Annotated in this window: 11 protein-coding genes; all 11 read left to right on the top strand. The window is 36.0% G+C overall.

The window, feature by feature from the left end:
- The first annotated feature begins 2 nt into the window (after positions 1-2).
- The 11 genes from ubiB (at position 3) to addA (ending at position 20124) form a co-directional block, all read left to right on the top strand.
- The gene (gene ubiB, locus BAR153v2_RS06790; RefSeq protein WP_078680847.1) at positions 3-1589 is read left to right on the top strand and encodes a 2-polyprenylphenol 6-hydroxylase; all 1587 of its coding nucleotides are present in this window, start codon (positions 3-5) and stop codon (positions 1587-1589) included.
- Between the two features lie 72 nt (positions 1590-1661).
- The gene (gene coaBC, locus BAR153v2_RS06785; RefSeq protein ID WP_078680846.1) at positions 1662-3059 is read left to right on the top strand and encodes a bifunctional phosphopantothenoylcysteine decarboxylase/phosphopantothenate--cysteine ligase CoaBC; all 1398 of its coding nucleotides are present in this window, start codon (positions 1662-1664) and stop codon (positions 3057-3059) included.
- Positions 3060-3190: 131 nt separating this feature from the next.
- A complete protein-coding gene (locus BAR153v2_RS06780) occupies positions 3191-3913 on the top strand; it encodes a sulfate transporter family protein (RefSeq protein ID WP_078680845.1) in 723 nt (240 codons plus the stop codon).
- 425 nt (positions 3914-4338) lie between these two features.
- Entirely contained in the window at positions 4339-5244 is a 906-nt protein-coding gene (gene accD / locus BAR153v2_RS06775; RefSeq protein WP_078680844.1) for an acetyl-CoA carboxylase, carboxyltransferase subunit beta, read from the top strand.
- An 18-nt stretch (positions 5245-5262) separates the two neighbouring features.
- Entirely contained in the window at positions 5263-6582 is a 1320-nt protein-coding gene (locus BAR153v2_RS06770; protein WP_078680843.1) for a folylpolyglutamate synthase/dihydrofolate synthase family protein, read from the top strand.
- Between the two features lie 42 nt (positions 6583-6624).
- Entirely contained in the window at positions 6625-7623 is a 999-nt protein-coding gene (locus BAR153v2_RS06765; RefSeq protein WP_078680842.1) for a complex I NDUFA9 subunit family protein, read from the top strand.
- 297 nt (positions 7624-7920) lie between these two features.
- Positions 7921-9318: an adenosylhomocysteinase gene (gene ahcY / locus BAR153v2_RS06760; protein ID WP_078680841.1), complete on the top strand. Its 1398-nt coding sequence runs from the start codon at positions 7921-7923 to the stop codon at positions 9316-9318.
- 36 nt (positions 9319-9354) lie between these two features.
- Positions 9355-11817, top strand: a complete 2463-nt coding sequence (locus BAR153v2_RS06755; RefSeq protein WP_078680840.1) for a PAS-domain containing protein — start codon at positions 9355-9357, stop codon at positions 11815-11817.
- 32 nt (positions 11818-11849) lie between these two features.
- Positions 11850-13370: a tRNA (adenosine(37)-N6)-threonylcarbamoyltransferase complex ATPase subunit type 1 TsaE gene (gene tsaE / locus BAR153v2_RS06750; protein WP_078680839.1), complete on the top strand. Its 1521-nt coding sequence runs from the start codon at positions 11850-11852 to the stop codon at positions 13368-13370.
- Positions 13371-13549: 179 nt separating this feature from the next.
- The gene (gene addB / locus BAR153v2_RS06745; RefSeq protein ID WP_078680838.1) at positions 13550-16672 is read left to right on the top strand and encodes a double-strand break repair protein AddB; all 3123 of its coding nucleotides are present in this window, start codon (positions 13550-13552) and stop codon (positions 16670-16672) included.
- Positions 16669-20124: a double-strand break repair helicase AddA gene (gene addA, locus BAR153v2_RS06740; protein ID WP_078680837.1), complete on the top strand. Its 3456-nt coding sequence runs from the start codon at positions 16669-16671 to the stop codon at positions 20122-20124. Before addB ends, addA begins: the two co-directional genes overlap by 4 nt.
- The last annotated feature ends 24 nt before the right edge of the window (positions 20125-20148 follow it).

The raw sequence follows: 20148 nt of genomic DNA, 5'->3' as shown, positions 1-20148 counted from the left end.
AAATGGTGCAAATTTCTACCTATTTTCAACTACTACGTGCATTGTTTATCTTTACGCGAGAAGGAGTTATTAGCGCTCTCCCTTGCGATGACCTTCAAGGATTTCCAGCAGTATACCACCGTATAGCGAGCGCCTTAGCGCGCCGCAAAACGAAAAAAAAGCACCGATCTGAAAATATATCATATGCTATCAATAAACTTGGCCCGTCTTACGTCAAACTTGGTCAATTTCTTGCTACTCGGCCAGATATTGTCGGACGCGATATCGCAGAGGACTTAGCTCAACTCCAAGATCGTGTTCAAACTTTCCCCTGTACTGATGCAATTATTCAAATAGAAAATTCTCTTGGCCAATCTATTAATGATTTATTCACAGATTTTCACCCACCTATTGCAGCCGCTTCTATTGCCCAAGTTCATCCAGCTGAATACTATGATAAAGTAGGTCACAAAAAAAAATGCGCTGTTAAAGTTATCCGTCCTAATATTAGAAATCGTTTTGCAAAAGACCTTAAAGGCTTTTATCTCATTGCCCATTTACAAGAACGTTATATACCTGCCTCCCGACGTTTATGTCCTGTGCGTGTTGTTGATACTTTGGCACAAACAACACAAATTGAAATGGATTTGCGCTTAGAAGCTGCCGCTATATCAGAAATGGCTGAAAACATCCAATATGATGCAGGTTTTCGGGTACCTAAAATTGATTGGGAACGAACAGGAAGAAATGTTTTAACAATGGAATGGATCGATGGCATAAAAATGTCTGATATTCCAGCACTTAAAAAAGCTGGTTTTGATTTAAAAGCTTTAGCCATTACGCTCATTCAATCCTTTCTCCGTCATACTTTACGAGATGGCTTTTTTCATGCTGATATGCATCCTGGTAATTTATTTGTTGATCCACAAGGATGTATTGTTGCAGTTGACTTAGGAATTACAGGACGGCTTGGAAAAAAAGAAAAGCATTTTCTTGCTGAAATTCTTTATGGTTTTATTACTCGCGATTATCATCGTGTAGCACACGCCCATTTTGAAGCAGGCTATGTCCCATCACATCATAATATGGAGAGTTTTGCTCAAGCTAACCGAGCTATTGGTGAGCCTATTCACGGACAATCTGCACAAAGTATTTCTATGGCCAAATTGCTTACACTCTTATTCGAAGTCACTGAACTATTTGATATGAAAACGCGACCTGAACTTTTATTATTGCAAAAAACCATGGTTGTTGTTGAAGGAGTAGCACGCTCATTAGATCAAGATTTTAACATGTGGAAAGCCTCTGAACCAATTGTCAAAGAATGGATTAGCAAAAACCTGGGACCGGTTGGACTTGTAAAAGATTTGAGTGAAGGAACACAAGCATTGCTTTCACTCGTACGTCAAACTCCACAATTGATACAAAATTTCCAACAGATAGAAGAAGGATTAAGTAAAATGACAAAGACAGGACTTTATCTTTCTCCTGCTACGCTTAAACAACTTGCTTTTGAACAAAGTCGCACTAACCGTTATGGCCGCTATAGCTTATTCATTATTGCTTCTTGTTTGCTTCTTGTCACTTTTTTTCTTTTTCCTTCTTTCTAACTTACGCAATATATTAAAGGAAACACAATTAATGAAATTATTGCTATCATTTTAATATCTCGGAGATATATTATGGCCAATATTACCCTTCGAAATGTATCACTTGAGATTCAAGAATTTCTACGTATACGCGCTGCACAAAAGAATATTTCTATAGAAGAAGAAATTTTTCACCTATTAAATAATCTCGCAGAGACATCTATTATATCACCACGACAAGCAAGTGCTACTGAACAACAATCATTAAAATCAAAATCGATTCTTCTTATTATTGGCGGAAGTATTGCCGCATATAAAGCGCTTGATCTGATTCGCCGTTTGCGAGAACGTGGAGCTCATTTAAACATTGTTATGACAAGAGCAGCTCAAAAATTTATTACCCCTCTATCCGCTGAAGTTCTCAATGGTGGTAATGTATATAACGATTTATTTTCACGTGAAGAAGAACAAGACGTCGCTCATATCCGATTAGCGCGTCAGGCAGATTTAATTATTGTAGCTCCAGCCACTGCGAATCGTATTGCAAAAATAGCTACTGGAATAGCAGATGATTTAGCCAATTGCACCATTTTAGCAGCACGTTGTCCACTTTTGATTGCCCCTGCAATGAATCAAACTATGTGGACACATCCAGCAACTATTCGTAACATTGCAAAATTGCGTGAGGATGGAGTTCACATAGTAGGACCAGAAGTGGGTGAAATGGCTGAACAAAACGAAAGAGGTTGTGGACGTATGAGTGAGCCTCTAACCATCGTAGCTTCAACAGAAGCGCTTTTAGGTGCACAAAAAAAACCACTTTCTGGTCGTTACTTCACTGTAACTTCCGGGCCTACTCATGAACCAATAGATCCAGTACGTTATTTAGCTAATCGCTCATCAGGTAAACAAGGACATGCCATTGCAATAGCCTTAGCTAACTTAGGTGCAACCGTGACGCTTATTTGTGGACCTGTTGATCTTATGGATCCAGAAGGAGTAAAAACTATTCACGTGAAAACAGCTTGCCAAATGTTACAAGCCGTACAAGAAACACTCCCTGCTGATGGTGCTATTTTTGTTGCTGCTGTTTGTGACTGGCGCAGCCAAACACAATCTTTACAAAAAATAAAAAAGGAATCCAACAAAACACCATTTTCTCTGCAAATGGTTGAAAATCCTGATATTCTGGCTACAATCGGTCATGCTACAAATCGTCCCCCACTTGTGATTGGCTTCGCTGCTGAGACATGCGATATCATTGCTAATGCACAAAAAAAATGTATTCAAAAAGGGGCAAACTTCATTCTTGCAAATGACGTTTCTCTTCATGCGGACGGTACAAACATCATGGGTTCTGATACAAATGAAATTTTTTTCGTTAGCAAAGACAACGTCGAACATTGGCCATATATGAGCAAACAAAAAATAGCTGAGAAATTAGCAAGTGTTATTGTATCATTTTTTTCTTCTCTTACTCTCATTTCATGAATAACAGATAAAATCTTATTCTAAATGAAAATAATTGATCCTAAAGATATAATTTACGCAATAAATATCATATATAAAATACTTTTCACTCTATCTCTTGTTTTTTATTCTTCATCTCTTACTTATTGCTCATGATTTTTACAGCTGCTTATTATGCTCTACAACGTCTTTTCACTCAGCAATATCGCTCAATGATATGGAAAGTATTAGGGCTCACTTTTATCATCCTTGTTATTATATGGTTATGTACATACCAGTTGTTTATGTCCTACTTTTGGCTTTGGATTGCTCATTTTTCTTCTGGATTAACTAATTGGGAAAACTGGATAGAGTTAAGCATACTTATTATTTTTAACCTTGGTTTGTCTTTATTGATAGCCTTTTTTATTGCTCCAATCGCAGCAATGATTGGCAGTTTTTTTATTGATAACGCCGCTGCAATTATTGAAAAAGAGGATTATCCCAATGAGTCTACTGGACAAGCTATGTCATGTGGATATTCTTTTATTTTTGCTTTTAAATTTCTTATTTTAAGCCTTTTCGGAAATGGAATTGCTTTTTTCTTGTTTTTTATACCGAATATTAATTTAATTGCCTTTTATATAATTAATGGATATCTCTTTGGCCATGAATATTTCGTATTTGCTGCTTATCGTTTTCGATCTAAACAAGAAGCTCATGCTTTTTTACATACCCACCATACCACTGTTTTTTGTGCAGGCTTATTGATAGCGTTTTTTGTTTCTATTCCTATCCTTAATTTAGTCACGCCGCTTTTTGCAGCTGCCTTTATGACGCATTTACATAAAATACTTTCTTCCACACCAGTCTCTACATCCGTCAGACTGAAATAATAGCATTTGATCAATTAAAATAAGAATATACTTATATAAAACTAACACAACTTAATACATTTTTATAATATAAAAAACATGCACTCAAATTTAGAATATGCCATCTTAAAATTATTGAAATAATCAATGTTAGGATAAAAGATCACATCTGTTTTCTAATTATATTTTCTCAAAAATCCCTTACAATAAAGTTATTATTGCCAATTACTCACATAATAGCACCGCAATGTAATTTGACACTAAAATAAAAAACTAACAAAATAAATTATCTTAATTATAGAAAACATTTTTATTTGAGCTATTATCATCGCATTAAATGAAGCAGTTTATTGTCTGTTTGGAGCAAAGATAAGTTTAATCATTCGGTCCTACATTCCCTCAACCCACACATAGAGTATATAATATTTCATAGAGAGGTGACAAAGATGAACTGGATTACAAATTATGTTCGTCCTAAAATCAATTCCATATTAGGGCATCGTGAAATTCCAGATAATCTATGGATCAAAGACCCCACTAATGGTCAAATGGTCTTCCATAAAGATCTGGAAGCTAATCAATATGTGATTCCTAACTCTGGCTATCATATGCGTATTAGTGCCAAAAATCGCCTTATGCATTTCTTTGATGATGGAAATTACACACTAATTGAAAATCCGAAAGTTGTCATAGATCCATTAAAATTTCGCGATGAAAAACGTTATATTGACCGATTAAAAGATTATCGTTCTAAGCTTGGTGTTGAAGATAATATTTTAAATGCACGAGGAACTATTGAAGGTTTACCAATTATTGCTACTGTTCAAGATTTCGCTTTTATGGGTGGATCACTTGGCATGGCTGCAGGAGAAGCGATCATAAAAGCTTTTCATACTGCCATTAAAGAAAAATGCCCTTTAGTTCTTTTTGCAGCTTCAGGTGGAGCAAGAATGCAAGAAGGAACATTATCATTGATGCAAATGCCGCGTACAACGGTGGCAATTGAAATGATAAAAGAAGAAAAAATACCTTATATTGTGGTTCTTACCAATCCGACCACTGGTGGTGTTACTGCTTCTTATGCTATGCTAGGCGATGTCCATATTGCTGAACCTGGTGCTATGATTGGCTTTGCAGGACCACGTGTCATTCAACAAACAATTCGTGAAACTTTGCCCGAAGGTTTCCAAAGTAGTGAATATCTTTTTGAACACGGTATGATTGATATGGTTGTCTCTCGTTTGCAAATGAAAGCTACTATTGCACGACTTTTACGCTTAATGACAAAAAGTCCTGCAATTCCTAAATCTTCTAATCCATCGCCAATTAAATCTGCAAAAAGTGCCTTCTAAAAACAAGTCTATCAAATTATGAAAAAAAGCTGCATGCAACAAGTGATAGACGATCTACTAAAAATCTATCCGCAAAAGTGTGATCTTTCTTTAGACCGTATTTTACGTCTTTTAAAATGTCTTGATAACCCACATTTAAATCTTGCTCCTGTTATTCATATTGCTGGAACAAATGGTAAAGGATCTGCTTCAGCTATTTGTCGTGCTCTCTTAGAAAGTGCAGGCTATCGTGTTCATGTATATAGTTCTCCTCACTTAGTTAATTGGAATGAGCGTTTTCGACTAAATTACAAAGGAGAGAGTCAATTTGTCACAGATAGCCTATTAATCAAAACAATTCATCAAATTATAGAAATAAATTACAACAAACCTATCACTATTTTTGAAGTTTTTACGGCTGCTGCCTTTATGCTATTTAGCACATACCCAGCTGATGTTATTATTTTAGAAGTTGGATTAGGAGGACGTTTTGATGCTACGAATGTCATTAACAAGCCAGCTGTATCACTTATCATGCCTATTGATTATGATCATGAATCTTTTCTTGGTAACACAATTGAACAAATTGCCTTTCAAAAAGGAGGAATCATTAAATCAGAAGTTCCCGTAGTTATTGGTAAGCAAGATCATGATATAACTTATTCTTTTCTCAGTTCTCTCGCTGTCAAAAATAAAGCACCTTATCATCTTTTTGACCAAGATTATCAAAGCTATGAAGAATACGGGTATATGATATTTCAAAATAATCAAGGTCTAATGAATCTTCCGCTCCCTAAGCTTATTGGTGCTCATCAAATTGCCAATGCTGGTGCTGCTATCGAGGCAATTTACCAAGCAGGTTTTCAACTTTCAGAACAAGCCATAAGCAACGCTTTGCAAAATATTTATTGGCCAGCACGAATGCAGCATCTTACTTACGGAAAATTAGTCGATCAACTTCCTCCTGATTTTGATTTATGGTTAGATGGAGGTCATAACCCTGCCGCTGGAAAAGCCATTGCAAAAATATTAACCCAATGGAAAAAAAAATCAAATTATCCTATTGTGATGATTGCTGGTATGCTTAATACTAAAGACAACATTGGTTATTTTCGCCCTTTAGTCAATCTCGTTAAGAAAGTATATACAGTTCCTTTAACTTCCAGTAATGCAGGCATTTGTCCTAAAATTTTAGCAGAATTAGCTCAAAAAGCAGGGCTTATCGCCAATCCACAGGCTAATCTACAAGCTGCATTTCACAAAATTAGTTCAGAATACAAAGAAGCAATTGTCCTAATTGGTGGTTCTCTGTACCTTGCAGGCGAGATTTTGCGTGACAATCAAACGCCGCCATGTTAGCAATCAGGTGTTTTTAGCATTTTAATGATAGAATTTTTGATCATGAAACTTGATTACGCTCTTTATCAAAATCCTAAACTTATTACTGTTTTTGGTGGATCCGGTTTTGTAGGACGACATGTTGTGGAAACCTTAACTAAGAGAGGTTATCGGGTGCGTATTGCTGTGCGTTGTCCACAAAAAGCTTATTATATGTTACAAATAGGCGAAGTAGGACAAACACAAATGCTTAAAACTGATGTCAGGAATTATGCTTCAGTTAAACATGCATTATTCGGAGCAGATGGTGCAGTTTTTCTTCCTGGAAGCTTAGCCCAAACAAACAAGCCAAATTTTCAAAATATACAGGTTGATGGTACGAAAAATGTTTCTGAGTTAACAGCTAAAGCTGGAATTCCTCTCATCTATATGTCAACACTTATTACTGATGAAAATGCCTCATTTTCTTATGCACGTACTAAAGCTATAAGCGAACAAATCGTTCGCAATACGCATTCTCAAGCAGTTATTATGCGTTCATCTGTTATTTTCGGACCAGAAGATTATTTTTTTAATTTTTTAGCAAATTTATCTCGTTTTATGCCAATCATGCCACTTTTTGGTGGTGGACAAAATAAATTGCAACCTGTTTATGTTGGTGATATTGCTAAATTCGTTGTATATGCTTTAGAAAAACGTGTTATCTTAGGAAAAAATTATGACCTTGGTGGACCCAAAGTTCTTACATTCGAAAATACTCTTGAAGAGATATTAAAAGTTATTCACCGCAAAAAAAGAACATTTCCTGTACCTCTTGCTATTGGATTTTTTATCGGAGGTTTCTTCGGAGCTCTTGGCAAATTACCCTTTTTTCCAACACTCATAACAGCTAATCAAATACGTTTTTTACAGAAGGACCATATTGTTTCCCAAGAAGCTAAAGATAATGGATATACTTTAGAAGGAGTAGGAATTACTCCTAAATCAATAACTGCTATCTTGCCAAGTTATCTGTGGCGATTCCGTCCGCAAGGACAGTTTTCTCATAATTTATCAATTTAATGTATTTCGCTTTTATAACCTAATTCACTTTCCTATAAAAAAGAAAAAGTTTAGAAATATCTGTAAGTTTTACATTTTACTCAAAATAAAATTTTATAAGAGTTTTGCTTGTATCTAAAAAACTTTAAAATTTTCTACTCAGCTTCTCACATCACTATTTAAAACGTTAATACATATTTGTTGCGCAAACTTATGTACGTTTAAAAAGGTTTTTTCATATAGACAAATATTTGTATTCGCTTGCATTTCTTTTTAATTTCTCCTACCGTTTCGGAAAAATAATTTTGAAAGAAAAAAATGACTGCTCAAGATTATGTTATCAAAGATATCGCACTTGCTGCTTATGGTCGTAAAGAACTTGATATTGCAGAAACGGAAATGCCTGGTTTAATGGCTTGCCGTAAAGAATTTTCTTCCAGCCAACCTTTACGTGGAGCGCGTATTTCCGGTTCATTACATATGACCATTCAAACAGGCGTTTTGATTGAAACATTAAAAGCAATTGGTGCCGATATACGGTGGAGCTCTAGTAATATTTTTTCTACACAAGATCATGCAGCAGCAGCTATTGCAGCGATGGGGATCGCCGTCTTCGCAGCCAAGGGGGAAACACTTGAAGAATATTGGACCTATATTGATGCAATCTTTCAATGGCCTGATGGTAAACTTTCTAATCTTATATTAGATGATGGAGGCGATGCCACCAACTATATTTTAATAGGTAGCTGTGCAGAGGAAAATAAAAACATCCTATCCAATCCTAAAACAGAAGAGGAAGAATTATTTTTCAAACAAATTCAAAAACGTATAGCTACCACACCAGGATTTTTTACGCGTCAGTGTGCAGCAATCAAAGGTGTAAGCGAAGAAACTACAACGGGAGTACACCGTCTTTATCAATTACAGAAAAAAGGGCTTTTGCTTTTCCCTGCTATTAATGTCAATGACAGCGTTACAAAATCAAAATTTGATAATAAATACGGATGTAAAGAATCATTAGTCGATGGTATCAGGCGTGGAACAGATGTGATGATAGCAGGTAAAATAGCCATTATCTGTGGTTACGGTGACGTCGGCAAAGGGTCAGCAGCTTCTCTTTCAGGTGCTGGAGCACGTGTAAAAATAACAGAAATTGATCCAATTTGCGCTCTTCAAGCCGCTATGGATGGTTATGAAGTTGTTACTTTGGAAGACGCAGCTTCTAGCGCCGATATTATTATAACAACTACTGGAAACAAAGATGTTGTCCGCTTAGAACATATGCGACAAGTTAAAGATATGTGTATTCTAGGAAATATTGGTCACTTTGACAATGAAATACAAGTATCAGCTCTTAAAAATCTACCATGGACAAATATTAAACCACAAGTTGATATGATTACATTTCCTGATGGTAAACGCATAATTCTATTATCTGAAGGACGTTTATTAAATCTTGGTAATGCCACAGGCCACCCTTCTTTTATTATGTCCGCTTCATTTACTAACCAAGTATTAGCGCAAATTGAACTATTTACCAATGCAAAAAACTATAAAAATGAAGTAACATGTTTGCCTAAACATCTTGATGAAAAAGTTGCACGTCTTCATCTTGATCGGCTAAAAATAAAATTAAGCGTTTTATCAGAAGAACAAGCAGCCTATATTGGGGTTCCCCTACAGGGACCGTATAAGCCAGAACATTATCGTTATTAGGATATTGTCTTAGTGCAAAAGAAAAAAAGACGCATTATGCATAGCTTTGATGACTATACATTCAAAAAAAAACTACAAAAAATTACTCGAATTTGTGTTGGCGTTTTGTGTCTCTTATTTCTTTTATTTCTAGCACATGCTGCCACTCAAATCTCAGTATTTCATTTATTTTCTTTTTTCGCTCGGCCAAATGAACCGTGGCTTATCATAGTAATCTTTGGAAGTATTGCTTGCTCATCACTTCTTATATGTGTAACAATTATTATAAATACAAAAAGAGCTTTATGGAAATCTTGGACAATGATTCAGGCTCATCTTTCTGAAAAGCTTGAACAGTATGAATGGCTTCTTGAAAAAACAGGACAATGCCTCTTTATTTGGGACAATCCAACAGCCTTACCTTATACAGTTGGTAATATTCCTACATTACAAAAAGCAGGTATTTATAAAAAAGATTTTCAGTATTTTGATAAATGGCTTGAAAAAAGCTCTTTGCAGCAACTTGATCAAGCACTCATTGAACTACGTTATAACGGTTGCTCTTTTGAATTTTCTGTCACTACTACAACTAAAATACTCTTGCAAGTTACAGGAATTATTGCTGGAACAGCAGCCATTGTGCGATTTCAAGATATTTCAGTACAGCAGAGTGAAAATATCCGATTACAGAAAGAAGTAACCCAAATTCTCACGGAGTTGAAAATACAGCATAATCTTCTTGAGCATATTCAAGAACCAGTATGGATTCGAGATTGTGAAGGAAAAATTTGTTTCACCAACCGCGCTTTTCGGGAAATGACAAATTTTCAAGAAAAGAATAACACTGTTGATCTTTTTGATGAAACAACACAATGCACAACAGATGAAACAGAAACAATTTTTCAAAAGCATGTTTATACAGTGGTTAAAGGAGAACGACATCATTTTCATCTCACACGTATTACAACAAAAGAAGGAATGGCAGCCTTTGCGCGTGATGATAGTGCGTATGAAAATCTTGTCAAAGAAATGGAACGAATTCTTCAAAGTCATTGTGAAACACTTGACCAAATTTCAACGGCTGTAGCAATTTTTGATGCCAACCAAAAATTAAAATTCTGCAATCATGCTTTTAAAATTTTATGGCCATTGGAAATTTCTTTTCTAGAAAATGAACCAAGTCATTCATTGCTTCTCGAGCATTTGCGTGAGAAAGGTTTTATTGGTGAATATCCTGATTGGCGTGCATGGAAAGAAGAACTTTTTAAAGCTTATCGACAAACAGAATCGAATCAACAAATTTGGAATCTTCCTGATGGACGTACAGTACGTGTCATTTCTAGTCCTCATCCTCAAGGAGGTATTACCTGGCTTTATGAAAATCTTACAGAAAAAATTGATCTTGAGCGACGTTATAATACACTCATTAAAATACAAGGTGAAACACTTGACAAACTATCTGAAGGAGTTGTGGTTTTCGGTACTGATGGGCGTCTGCGTTTATCAAACCCATCTTTATCGAAATTGTGGTCACTCCCTCATAATTTACCTGTAGAAGGAACACATATTACCGAATTAGAAAACCACTGTTCTGCTTTAACAATAGGAGAAGAATGGAAACAATTTACACAATTCATTACTGGTTTTGCTGAAAAACGTGATATCTATTCAGGCCGCATAGATTTAAAAAGTGGAATAATAATTGATTATACACTTACACCTTTATCTAATGGACAAACAATGCTCACATTTGCTAATGTCACTGACACTATCCATATCGCACGAGCCTTACAAGAAAAGAATGAAGCCCTAGAAAAAGCTGATCGTCTACGCAACGAATTTGTTCAGCATGTTTCTTATGAATTACGCACGCCTCTTACTAATATTATCGGATTTTCTGATATTTTACGCGATCAAATTTTTGGCTCTACCAATGAGCGTCAAAAAGAATATCTCGGTTATATTCATTCAGAATCAGGCGTTCTTTTGAATATTGTTAATGATATTCTTGACTTAGCAACTCTTGATGCGGGTATTATGATATTAGATATAAAACCAGTTCAAATTGCTGAAGCGATGGCACAAGCAGTCGCACGAGTAGAGGAACGTCTCCATGGACGTCACATCACACTTTTACAAAACATTTCTCCTTCCTTGAAATTTATGTCTGCAGATGCAACACGTTTACATCAGATTTTCGTGAATGTTCTGAGTAATGCTATCAATTTTGCAACGGAAAAAAGCACAATTGAATTTTGTGCAGATACACAAGATAATTATATAGTCTTTAGTGTTCATAATGAAGGATCTGATATTCCAACCGATATTCTTGATCGGATTTTCAAACGTTTTACTTCTCATTCCCATCATGGTGGACGTGCAGGAGCAGGTCTCGGTCTTTCTCTTGTTAAAAGCTTTGTTGAACTGCATAATGGACGCGTTGAAATTTTTACTGGTATGGGCAAAGGGACAACAGTTCGGTGCTTTTTCCCTAATCAAAAAGACACAGGAGTCTTATAATCTTGTTTTTTGTTGTTTTTATGGAAATTTGAATGAATTTTAGTTTTTTTCTTGAAAATGAAGAAGCAACTATACTTTTCGCACAAGATTTAGCTCTTGCTTTAAAATCGGGTGATCTTGTTACATTTCAAGGTGACCTTGGAGCAGGAAAATCGACTCTTATACGCGCACTTATTCGTGCACTTGCCAATAATTGTACTATGGATATCCCAAGTCCTACTTTCACTCTTGTTCAAAGCTACCAACTTCCACAATTTGAAGTTCTTCACGTTGATTTTTATAGGATTTCAAGCATTGAAGAAATTTATGAATTAGGGCTTCATGAATCACGTAAAGAAAATGTTTTGCTCATTGAATGGCCAGAAAAAGGAGTAGAGGTTTTAGGACCGGTTACTTTTGCTATCACTTTACAACACAAAGGATGTGGACGTCATATCACCCTTGCCTCTGCGGAAAATGCTACTGAACGTTTGCAACGATCTTTTGCAATTCGTACCTTTTTAACAATACATGGACGCGGCCATATTCAACGTCGTTTTTTAGCTAGTGATGCCTCAGCACGTTCTTATGAACTGTTAGATAATGGAAAGAATCAAGAAGTCCTTATGAATGCACCAACCATGCAAATGGCGCAAAACATAGATTCTTCCTATGCAGATACAACACATCTTGCGAAAGATATCAGCCAATTTGTAGGTATTAGTCAGATCATTTTAGATAATGGTTTCTCTGCTCCCCGTATTTTTGCTCAAGATCTTGAAAATGGTATTTTGATTTTAGAAGATTTAGGATGCGAAGGAATTGTAGATCAATCAGGTAATCCTATAGAAGAGCGTTATATTGCTTGTAGTGAATTGCTCGCTACTTTTCATCAAAAGCCATGGCCTTTTAAAAAAAAATTTGCAACATTCCAGCTTCAGATCCCCTTTTATGATTGCCAAACTATGCAAGCAGAACTTTCTTTATTACTGGACTGGTATCTTCCTTTTCAGCAGAAAAAAACTTTAAACATAGAACAGCGTAAAGCTTTTTTTACCTGTTGGCAACCTTATCTCGATCTTTTAACTCAAGGAGAAAATACCTTTGTTATGCGCGATTATCACTCACCGAATATTCTTTGGCGTCAACATAAAAAGGGTATTGACCGCATTGGTCTCATTGATTTTCAAGATGGTGTAAGTGGACCAACAGTCTATGATCTTGTTTCTTTAGCACAAGATGCACGTATTTTTATTCCACCAGAACTTGAAGATAAAATTTTTAACACCTATTGCAGTGCACGCAATCAAACAGTCCGCCCCTTTGATGAAGATGAGTTCCACAAACTTTACGTACTTGCAGGGACTCAGCGAGTTTCGAAAATTTTAGGAATTTTTGTACGACTTCACCAACGAGATGGGAAATCATTTTATCTTAAACATCTATCCCATCTTCAAAGTTATCTCATTCGTAATCTTTCACATCCAATCCTTGCTCCTTTAAAAAGCCTTTATCAAGAAATGGGGCTTTTATCAGAAAATGAAGCGCTTAACAGAGATATTTTAAACACCTAACTATTTTATTCCCCCAAAAAAACATCCTCTAGGTAATTATGCATGCATTTTTTTATATTCACTTCCGCTCAACTTTTGACAAAAATAAATAAACAGGACTTTTTGGTTTCCTCTTGAATAAAAATTGATATACAGTGGAAAATAATCAATACAGTAAATTATGCACAAAATGAAGCAAAATGACTCATAAACCCCGTGTATTTTCTATTTCTCCCGGAACCCCTTTTCTGCCTCATTTTGTTGATGCACTCCTTTCTGGAACTCTTATTGATAACTTTGCACCAAACGGGAATATCCAAATAGCTCTTACTGACACTCTTATTTATGTACCAACACGTCGCGCCGCTCGCGCTTTACGTACAGCTTTTTTTGAAAAAAGCCATACGCAATCTAGTTTTTTGCCTACTATATGCCCTTTAGGGGATATAAATGAAGAAAGTTATTTTTTTACTGAAAATAATACAAATACTCTGGTCAATACTTCCCCTATTGGAGAGAGTGAACGTCTCCTTCTTTTAGCACGTCTCATCCGCCTTTGGCGTGAAAACTTGCCAACTCATCTACGGTCTATGTTTGGCACAGAAGATATTTTTATACCTGCCACTACTGCTGATGCAGTCTGGCTTGCCCAAGATTTAGCACGCTTGATGGATGAAGTCGAAACAGAAGACGTGGATTGGTTAAGACTTAAAGAAATTGTACCCGATATGGTTGCCGAATGGTGGCAAATAACCCTAGATTTTCTCACTATTGTGACACAAAGCTGGCCACAAATTTTAAAAGAAAGACAACAATGCAACCCTGTTGAATGGCGTAATCAAGCATTTAAAATACATACAGATATTTTATACCGCACACAACCTCATAAAACTATTATTGCTGCTGGTGTAACAAGCTCCATTCCTACAATTGCAAATCTTTTAAAGGTAATTGCCTGCTTACCAAAAGGAGCTGTGATTCTTCCAGGCCTTGATCTTCAAATGGATGAAACACAATGGAACGCCTTAGGTGCGCTTAATAAAGAAAAAACAATCTTTGATCCTTCTCACCATATTGCTGCTTTTAGCCATCCTCAATATCATTTAAAAAAACTTTTATCTCTCATGGAGTGCCAACGCATTCATGTCCGCGAAATTGGTCAGCAAAACACTATAAAAACCCAACGTGCTGCTCTTTTATCGGAAGCATTACGACCAGCCTCTACGACAGATTTATGGGCCAAAATCATACGTGATGATTATGAAAATATTTGCGCAGATTGGTCATTGATTGAAGCTCCCAATGAGCGCGAAGAAGCTTTAGCTATTTCTATTGCTTTACGCAATGCCATTGAGGACCCTAAAAAAACTGCAGCACTTATTACAAATGACCGCAATTTAGCACGTCGTGTAGCAGCTGAATTACAAAGATTCGGAATTGAAGCCAACGATTCAGGTGAAATACCACTTGCACAAACTTTACCTTCAACTCTATTACGACTTCTTTTAGAAAACATTTTTAAACCTGGTGATCCCATTGCTTTTCTTTCTCTTCTTAAACATCCACTCACAACATTAGAATATAATCGTAATTATTTGCGTGAGATGGCTGAAAATTTTGAATTACTTGTTCTTCGAGGGAATGCTTGTCGTATTAATCTTTGTGAATGTGATCAATTTTTTAGAACATGGAAGCAAACACATTCTCATGAAATTTCTAATAATTGTATCTCTGATTTACAAAAGATTGAAGAAGCAGATTTTCTTTGTCATCTTTTAGTCAAAGCAGTTGAACCTTTAGTATCCTTAATAAAACAAGAGAGAGAATGCACCATCAATGAAGCTGCTATAGCAACTGTTGAAGTTTTTGAAAATTTTGGTCGTGATGTTGATAATTCTCTCGCACATCTTTATCAAAATGAAGCAGGAAAAGCCTTAGTAACTTTTTTGCGTGAATTGGTTAGTGATCAATCAGGATTAAAATTTTGTCTTCACGAATGGCCCGCTCTGTTTTCAGCTCTTATGGCCACCCGTTCTGTGAGTCCTTCTCCTGGAGGACATCCGCGTTTGTTCATCTGGGGAACTTTAGAATCACGATTACAAACCGTTAATACAGTAGTTATCGGTAGTTTGAATGAGGGATCATGGCCGATAAAAACCCACAACGATGCTTTCTTATCACGGCCAATGAAAATAACTTTAACTCTTGAACCACCAGAACAACGTATTGGCCTTTCTGCCCACGATTTCCAATGGGCTATGGGAATGGATAAAGTGATTATGAGTCGAGCCACACGTGTTAATCATACTCCCTCTGTTCCCTCACGTTGGTTACAACGTTTAGAAACAGTTGTAGGGAAACAAGTTTGGAAGCAAATCTGTACACGAGGAGAACTATTACTGCATTGGGCAAAAATGCTGGATAATACAAACAGCATCACCCCTGCAGAACGACCTTGCCCTGTACCACCACTCGATATACGCCCACGCCATTTTTCAATCACTGAAATAGAAACATTACGGCATGATCCTTATGCCATTTATGCAAAAAAAATCTTGCGACTCAAACCACTTAAAGCACTCATTCATGATCCTTGCTCTGCTGAACGCGGAACACTTTATCATACCATTCTAGCTGCTTTTTGCACACAAATAAAAAATCACAACGCTACTGATATGCTCGATATATTGCTCACTATTGGACGTAAAGAATTTGATAAATTAAATTTACCTCCTGATATTGAAGCAGTTTGGTGGCCGAATTTTGAAAATTTTGCTCCTTTTCTGATTCAATGGGAAAAAAGCCTTGGACCACGAAAGCGATATGCTGAAGTCATTGCCCAAAACACGCTTATAGGAGAAACAGGAGTAACTCTTTCAGGACGCGCTGATCGTCTTGATATTTTGCCAGATAAAACAGTTGAAATTATTGATTTTAAAACCAGTATTCCCCCTTCAGCAACACAGGTTATTAACTTATTTTCTCCACAATTAGCATTAGAAACAGCTTTATTAATGCAAGGAGCTTTTATAGACTTTAAAGGTCTCATTCCCTCAAATTTACTTTATATTCCCTTAAAAAGAAAAGGGGAAATTAAACCCATAACCGTTATAAATAAAAAGACAAAAGACCAAGAAAATGCAATCTCTCTTGGTAAAAAAGCATGGAAGTACCTTATCTCACTGATTAATTATTATCAGAATCCACAACAAGGCTATCTTTCACATGCAGTTCCTTTAAAAAAATCTTATGAAGGTGACTATGACCATTTAGCGCGATTGTTGGAATGGTCTATCGGTTTCGATAAAGCAGATCAAGCATGACTATTTTTTCTATTCCTCAAACAGCTCTTGATACACAAGCAAAAGCTACCCATCCAACAACAAGTGTATGGGTTTCTGCTAATGCAGGATCCGGAAAAACACATGTTTTAACCGAACGTGTCATCCGCTTACTTTTAAATGGAACACCTCCAGCGCGTATTTTATGTCTTACCTATACCAACGCAGCCGCTTCTGTTATGCAATCGCGTATTTTTTGTACACTTTCCAGTTGGAATGAGTTTGATGATAAACAGCTTCAAACAATCTTATCGAATCTCGAAGATAAACCTGCTAATGCACAAAAACTTGCCAATGCACGTCAATTATTTGCCCGTGCTCTTGAAACACCAGGTGGCTTAAAAATTCAAACTTTTCATGCATTTTGTGAATCTTTATTACATCAATTTCCACTAGAAGCTAACATTGCTGGCCATTTTGAACTGTTAGATGATATAAACCGAAAAAAATTATTACAACAAGCTCGTCGCAAACTTTTAACCCATCGTGATGCGCAATTAGTATTAAAAAAATTGTTTAAAATCATCAGTGAAAATACACTTTATCAATTGCTCTATGAGGCTGCCCAAAAACAGCATGAATTATCTGATTTTTTTCCTTTTATCTTTTCTGAAAGTGGAAAAGAGAAATTTCGTGCATTTTTTAATTTAGCACCCGACGAAACAAACCAACAACTGCTAGACAAAATCCAACAAACTGCTGCACTCCCTTCTTATGCAATCAAACATTATCAAACCTATAATACCTCAAAAAACAAACACATAATTGAGAAATTTGTACAGTTAGCAACAGCATCTGATGAAGAAAATATCATCAATCTTGTTTCAAATATTTATTTTGAAAAAACAGGAAAACCACGTAATTTTTCACGCTTATTCTCTAAAAAATCAGACGAAATCTGGCCTTTTGTTGAAAAGGAAATTGAAAACAAACAAAATCAACTTCTTATCCTTTTAGAGAAATATCAATGTGTAAAACTTATTACACTTAATATGGCTGTTTTTCAGCTTTGTGATATTTATCTCAAAATCTATGCTGATTTAAAAAAAGCCAATAGCTTTTTAGACTTTGACGACCTTATTGAACGTACACTCAATTTATTACAGCACAAAGATGCAAGCCAATGGGTACAGTATAAACTCGACCGTGGAATTGATCATATTTTGCTTGATGAAGCACAAGATACCAATCCTAAGCAATGGCAAATTATTCAACTTTTAGCGCAAGAATTTTTTACAGGTCACAGTCAACGCACAAATACACGAACTGTTTTTGCTGTTGGTGATGAAAAACAATCTATCTATTCTTTTCAAGGAGCTGTACCAGAAAATTTTGCTGAAAATGGCCGAATGTTTCAAAAGAAAGCTCAACAAATTGAACAAAAATTTGAAAAGATACAACTCAATTATTCTTTTCGCTCTACAGCTGATATCCTTAAAAGTGTTGATCTTGTGTTTGAAATACCCGAAAATTATAAAGGGCTTTCAGCAGAACATGTAAAGACAGTGCATGAACCTATCCGTACTCATAGTCCAGGTGATGTCATTATATGGGACGCCATTTCTCAAAAAACAAATGAACTTCCTGATGACTGGCTCTCAACTGTTGATCATCTAAATACACCTCAAATACGTTTAGCAGAAAAAATTGCTGAAACAATTGCCAATTGGTTAAAAAATGGTGAAATTCTCTCAGCAAAAAAACGTTTATTGCGTGCCGGTGATATTATGGTTTTGGTGCGTAAACGTGACCAATTTGTTCCTGCCCTTTCTCGTGCACTCAAACTACGTCATGTTCCTGTAGCTGGTGCTGATCGTTTACAACTAACTGCCCATATTAGTGTACGTGATTTAATGGCACTTGCGCGTTTTGTTTTGCAACCACAAGATGATCTTTCTCTTGCCTGTGTTTTAAAAAGTCCACTTTTTGCTCTTAGCGAAAACGAACTTTATCAGCTTGCCGCTCAACGAACGGGATCTCTTTGGGAAAGCCTTTGGACTCATGCTTCATCACATACCTCTTTTAAAACTATTTTTGATCGTCTAAACACATATCGCTCTTTAGTTGATAAAATGCCTGTTTTTGAATTTTATAGCTATATTCTCAACAACGATAAAGGACGACAGAAAATCCTTGCCCGTTTAGGAACTGAAGCAAATGAAGTGCTTGATGCTTTTATGGATCACACGCTCGCTATTCAAAAAACTGGACTACCAGGATTACAAGCTTTTTTAGAAATATTGAGTATAAATGAGCCAGAAATCAAACGTGAACTTGATCAAAACTGTGAAGAAGTAAGAATTATGACAGTTCACGCTGCCAAAGGACTTGAAGGAGCTGTTGTTTTTCTGGTTGATCCAGGAAGTGCAATATGGCATCCACAATACGCACCATACTTTCTTAAATTTTCTTTAGGAGATAAACAAGCTTTCATCTGGCGTCCAAATGCACAACACCACACAAAGCATTTTGACAAGTTGCTCTCACGTTTAAAAGAACGTGCCGAAGAAGAATATAAACGTCTTCTCTATGTCGGGATGACGCGTGCTGAAGATCGACTCATTATTTGTGGTTATTCTAATCAGAAAGAAACCCCAAACACATGGCTACAATTAGTGAAGAAAGCCCTTAAACCTCATGCAGTTCCTATAAAAGGTCCTGCAGAAGATATTGCAGCTTGGCGTTATTGTATCACCTCCTCCTGTTCAACACCAACGTATAAAGAAATGCCTTGTGAAACTCACCAAGCTTTTCCACCTTTACCTGCTTTTTTTCATGATAAAATGCCTACAGAATCAACCTTATCAAAACCTTTAAGACCTTCTGTTGCGGATATCATTGATACCAAGACTAAATTTTCCAATAATAAACACTTTAGCCTCTCACCTGTTTTAGGAGAAAAAAATACCAAAAGAACTTTTTCTATTGAATATGGTAATTTTATTCACCAATTACTGCAACATCTGCCTGATCTCCCCCCTATAAAACGCCACGATTATGCGCAATTTTATTTAAATACCAAAGCTTCTCATTGGCATAAAAGCCAAAGAGAAAATGCTCTTCATCATATTTGGACAATCTTAGATAATCCGCAACTTATACCACTTTTTTCTAGCCTTTCACACGCTGAAGTTGCGCTCATAGGTATCGTAAAAATTAATGGTAAAGAACAAATGGTTTCTGGTCAAATTGACCGCTTATGTATCACCCATAATAGTGTTTTTTTTGCTGATTTCAAAACTGGTCTTCCACCCAAAAATGATACAGATATTGCGCAACGCCATTTATTACAAATGGCTCTTTATCAAAAATTGTTGCAAGCTATTTATCCTAATAAAAATATGCAGGCTCTTCTCATTTATATTAAAAAAGCCAAAATTTTTAAACTGATTCCTGAGAAACTTGACCTACTCCTTGATGAAATCATTTTATAAAAATAAAAGGGAAAATTTTTTCTA

It is taken from the genome of Bartonella sp. AR 15-3, from assembly GCF_002022445.1.
Classification (GTDB): domain Bacteria; phylum Pseudomonadota; class Alphaproteobacteria; order Rhizobiales; family Rhizobiaceae; genus Bartonella.
This window is presented reverse-complemented; position numbering and strand designations above follow the sequence as displayed.

Bases quoted from the DNA above. Each gene is read 5' to 3' on its own strand.
- addA (WP_078680837.1), top strand. From the start codon at position 16,669: ATGACTATTTTTTCTATTCCTCAAACAGCTCTTGATACACAAGCAAAA.
- accD (WP_078680844.1), top strand. From the start codon at position 4,339: ATGAACTGGATTACAAATTATGTTCGTCCTAAAATCAATTCCATATTA.
- BAR153v2_RS06755 (WP_078680840.1), top strand. From the start codon at position 9,355: ATGCATAGCTTTGATGACTATACATTCAAAAAAAAACTACAAAAAATT.
- tsaE (WP_078680839.1), top strand. From the start codon at position 11,850: ATGAATTTTAGTTTTTTTCTTGAAAATGAAGAAGCAACTATACTTTTC.
- coaBC (WP_078680846.1), top strand. From the start codon at position 1,662: ATGGCCAATATTACCCTTCGAAATGTATCACTTGAGATTCAAGAATTT.
- ahcY (WP_078680841.1), top strand. From the start codon at position 7,921: ATGACTGCTCAAGATTATGTTATCAAAGATATCGCACTTGCTGCTTAT.
- BAR153v2_RS06765 (WP_078680842.1), top strand. From the start codon at position 6,625: ATGAAACTTGATTACGCTCTTTATCAAAATCCTAAACTTATTACTGTT.
- ubiB (WP_078680847.1), top strand. From the start codon at position 3: ATGGTGCAAATTTCTACCTATTTTCAACTACTACGTGCATTGTTTATC.
- BAR153v2_RS06780 (WP_078680845.1), top strand. From the start codon at position 3,191: ATGATTTTTACAGCTGCTTATTATGCTCTACAACGTCTTTTCACTCAG.
- addB (WP_078680838.1), top strand. From the start codon at position 13,550: ATGACTCATAAACCCCGTGTATTTTCTATTTCTCCCGGAACCCCTTTT.
- BAR153v2_RS06770 (WP_078680843.1), top strand. From the start codon at position 5,263: ATGAAAAAAAGCTGCATGCAACAAGTGATAGACGATCTACTAAAAATC.